The following is a 3,030-nucleotide window of genomic DNA, read 5'->3' on the forward strand; positions in this document are numbered from 1 at the left end:
CTCGCCCCGCCGATAGGCGAGATAGAGCGCCCAGCTCAGCCACGGATTGGCGAGATCGACTTCGGCGCTCTCGTCGAACCTGGTGAAGTCCCGGCGTGCTTCGAACAGCCTCAGCTGGATCCACCGCGCAATCTTCTCCACAACCGCCCCCGCCGCCCGCGTCGAAGAGCGCGTCCAAGCCCGGATCCGGCGCATCGCGATCTTCGCCAGCCCCAGCCCGCCGACCTTCCTCGCGCTCATCGACGAGGGCGTCCTGCATCGCCCCATCGGCGGGCCGAACGTCTTGGCCGGGCAACTCCGCTATCTGCTGGAGCTGGCCCAGCATCCACAGATCACTGTCCAGCTTGTGCCTATCGCCGCCGGTTCCGTGGCTGGCATGATGAGCGCGTTCGCATTGGCGCGACTGGGCGACGGTTCTGAGGTTGTTTCAGCGGACTCGGTGCTGTCTGGCCACGTCACCGGCGACCATGAAGCAGTCGCGCGCCTTAAGCGGAGATATGACACCATCAGAGCGGAAGCGCAGCCGAAAAAGGTAACGCGACAAGTCATAGACGATGCGGTAAGGAAATGGACCAGCTGAACCTCGACGGAGCGGACTGGCGCAAGTCCAGCGCCAGTGGCGACAACGGACAGTGCGTGGAGGTGGCTACCAACCTCCCCGGCATCATCGCCGTCCGTGACAGCAAGAACCCTCAGGGCTCCGCACTGATCTTCACCCCCGGAGAGTGGAAAGCCTTCCTCAAGGGTGCCAACCAGGGCGAATTCGACATCTGACAGTGCCGACGACGTTAGACCAGCTGCGCAGCGGCGCTCATGAACCCGCGATGACACCCGGCGTCCCCAGCTGCTCGCCGACAAGGCCCCCGCCCCACGTGGGGGCCTTGCGCGTTGACCGAGAGGAACGGCATGGGCGTCCGGGAACACCGTGTGAGCTAGGCTTCCAGACGCCCACGCCCTTCACGAGCCGGCTCCCCCTCCAGCAGCCAGCCGCTTGCCTCATAAATATCAGTAGTCAACCGATTACAGATAGTGGCAACGAAGCCTGGGGCTCCCAGCGTCACGCCGGTTGACGTGCGCTACCCGTTCAGCCAGGCGCTAATGAGTCGCTCAGCTGCGGTGCACGCCCAGTCCCACACCTCCGCCGGGGAATACCCGAGGGACGCAACCACCAGCAGGCCGCCTATCAGCGCCACCACGATCAAGAGGTCCCTCAGCTTCAGCGTCGGGCCCCCACCGCGGTGCCGCCGGAACCAATCGTCTCCCTCCCACCGGTCGAGGAAATCCTGATGCTGCCTGTCGTGCCAACTGCCGCTCATGCGCGTCCTCCCACCACGGGATACCACGGTGATAGCCCAACGCATATGTGACGCTACAGAACGTCAAATTGTTCACGCCGGCTGTCGAGCTCATCGCTGACACAACGTCACCGTTCTTCACACGTCCGCACCGCCGCGCGTTGGCCCACGCCACCGATTGTCGCAAGCTGGCGAGCTGATCGCCGCGAGTCATCGCTGAGAGTCACCGAAGATGACGCGGCTACCGACGGATGACACTGGCGATGAGGGCCTTGGTCCGCGGCCACCGTCCCCATGCCACCAAGGCGAACACGACGGCCTCCAGCGCGGTGAAGACCGCGACCACCTCCGTCCCGGGCAGCAGGAACAGGTGGGTGAGCGTCGCGCCGGTCAGGACACCGATCAGCCCGATCGCGGCCAGCCCGGACAGCCCTGGGACCAGCAGGCCGATGGCTCCGGCCAATTCGACCACACCGGTGAGGACCCGGAACCACTGGCCGAGACCGATCGTCTCGAAGGTCGTGACGACCTCGGCCTGCGCGGCAAGTTTGGTCAGGCCGCCGTAGGCGAAATGTGCGGCCAGTAGCCCTTGGGTGACCCAGAGGATGATGTTGACTGTCCGTCCACGAGACAGCGGTGTGGTGTCGGTTGTTGTGTTCATGGCCATGACAGACGTCCTTTCGGTGAAGCTCGGCACTGAACTACACAAGTGATGTACGCGACAAATGAAGGTCGCCGGTGACCGAGTCGATCGCCGTCCCTGCCAACGCGCGTAGCCGACGCACCCGCGCCGCCCTGCTCACCGCGGCGCGCGCTGCTGGAGGAGCTCGGCCCGGAGGCGCTGACGATGGAGGCCACCGCCAAACGGGCCGGGGTGACCAGGCGAACGGTCTACCTCCACTTCCCGGTCAGGGCCGATCTGCTGAGGGCCTGTATGACCACGTGGCCGAGGTCGAAGGGCTAGCCGATTCCATTCGTCCGGTGCTGAGCGCGCCGGACGCTATCACCGCGCTGGACGAGTTCGCGGCCCACCTCGGCCGGCTCCGTCAACGGGTCCGCCCGATTGCCGCAGCGATCCAACGGCAACGTCGTAGCGACCCCGACTTCGCCGCGCACCGGGAGGTGATCGCCCACGACCAGCGCCGGATCTGCCGCCACCTGGTCGAGGCGCTGCACCGCGAGAGCTTGCTGGCGCAGTCATGGACCGTCGCCGATGCCACCGACATGCTTTGGGCGCTCATGTCCCATGACCTCATGGACAACCTGATGATCAACTGTGGCTGGTCCATCAGCAAGTACGTGGACCACCTGTCCGATCTCCTGCGGGCCGTCTTCGTCATCGAAGCCGCTTGGGACCACAGGTGAGAACAGATCCGGATGGCCTTGCCCCGAACCTCAGCCAGCCCCAGCCAGGACGATCAGACCCCCTCAGACGACCCCTCGCACCAAGGTCCTCCGCTCCCGAACGTGTCCCGGCAGACTGACGAGCCAACGGAGATCCAGTCTTCGAACGGTCGGTTGTGAGAGATCACCCGTTCTACTGGATCTCCGTTCTCATATCCCGACTTCAACCAAAACCCCCACCACCAGCAGCCGGACCCTAACTAACCGGCATTGCGTTATCGGGACCCGATTGAGGGCGGCGTCGAGATCGGCGTGGAGTCATGACACCTGGAGGCCCTGACGCCAGGACGGGTGCGCCGGGCGCCAGCCCAGCTCGCGCTTGGCCTTCGCG

Annotated in this window: 6 protein-coding genes; 4 read left to right on the forward strand and 2 right to left on the reverse strand. The window is 65.2% G+C overall.

Translation table 11 applies throughout. The features are described 5' to 3' along the window. Nucleotides 1–240 (reverse strand): hypothetical protein (locus EJK15_RS73990; RefSeq protein WP_206062330.1); only part of this gene is annotated, 240 nt, incomplete at its 3' end. Between EJK15_RS73990 and EJK15_RS78395 the strand changes: the two genes are divergently transcribed. Together EJK15_RS78395 and EJK15_RS68535 are read left to right on the forward strand one after the other, a co-directional pair. After that, nucleotides 185–580 (forward strand): DUF5753 domain-containing protein, encoded by a 396-nt coding sequence (locus EJK15_RS78395; RefSeq protein ID WP_420847197.1) that lies wholly within the window; start codon nt 185–187, stop codon nt 578–580. The two genes, EJK15_RS73990 and EJK15_RS78395, sit on opposite strands and share 56 nt — an antisense overlap. Then, nucleotides 568–774, forward strand: coding sequence for a DUF397 domain-containing protein (locus EJK15_RS68535; RefSeq protein ID WP_171075425.1), 207 nt, complete (start codon nt 568–570; stop codon nt 772–774). The genes EJK15_RS78395 and EJK15_RS68535 overlap by 13 nt, the downstream gene beginning before the upstream one ends. Nucleotides 775–1,536: 762 nt before the next feature. On the opposite strand, the gene EJK15_RS68540 is transcribed toward EJK15_RS68535, so the two are convergent. Then, the gene (locus EJK15_RS68540; protein WP_138720811.1) at nt 1,537–1,956 is read right to left on the reverse strand and encodes a DoxX family protein; all 420 of its coding nucleotides are present in this window, start codon (nt 1,954–1,956) and stop codon (nt 1,537–1,539) included. Nucleotides 1,957–2,112: 156 nt separating this feature from the next. Here EJK15_RS68540 and EJK15_RS78400 point away from each other — a divergent pair, with 156 nt between their 5' ends. Together EJK15_RS78400 and EJK15_RS68550 are read left to right on the forward strand one after the other, a co-directional pair. After that, nucleotides 2,113–2,259: a helix-turn-helix domain-containing protein gene (locus EJK15_RS78400; RefSeq protein ID WP_420847198.1), complete on the forward strand. Its 147-nt coding sequence runs from the start codon at nt 2,113–2,115 to the stop codon at nt 2,257–2,259. Next, nucleotides 2,238–2,660: a carboxypeptidase M32 gene (locus EJK15_RS68550; protein ID WP_138720813.1), complete on the forward strand. Its 423-nt coding sequence runs from the start codon at nt 2,238–2,240 to the stop codon at nt 2,658–2,660. The genes EJK15_RS78400 and EJK15_RS68550 overlap by 22 nt, the downstream gene beginning before the upstream one ends. Nucleotides 2,661–3,030: the final 370 nt, after the last annotated feature.

It is taken from the genome of Nonomuraea basaltis, from assembly GCF_005893125.1.
Classification (GTDB): domain Bacteria; phylum Actinomycetota; class Actinomycetes; order Streptosporangiales; family Streptosporangiaceae; genus Nonomuraea; species Nonomuraea basaltis.

What these genes read in the sequence shown, in the direction of transcription:
- EJK15_RS68535 (WP_171075425.1), top strand. Translation starts at nt 568, where the DNA reads ATGGACCAGCTGAACCTCGACGGAGCGGACTGGCGCAAGTCCAGCGCC.
- EJK15_RS68540 (WP_138720811.1), bottom strand. Translation starts at nt 1,956, where the DNA reads ATGAACACAACAACCGACACCACACCGCTGTCTCGTGGACGGACAGTC.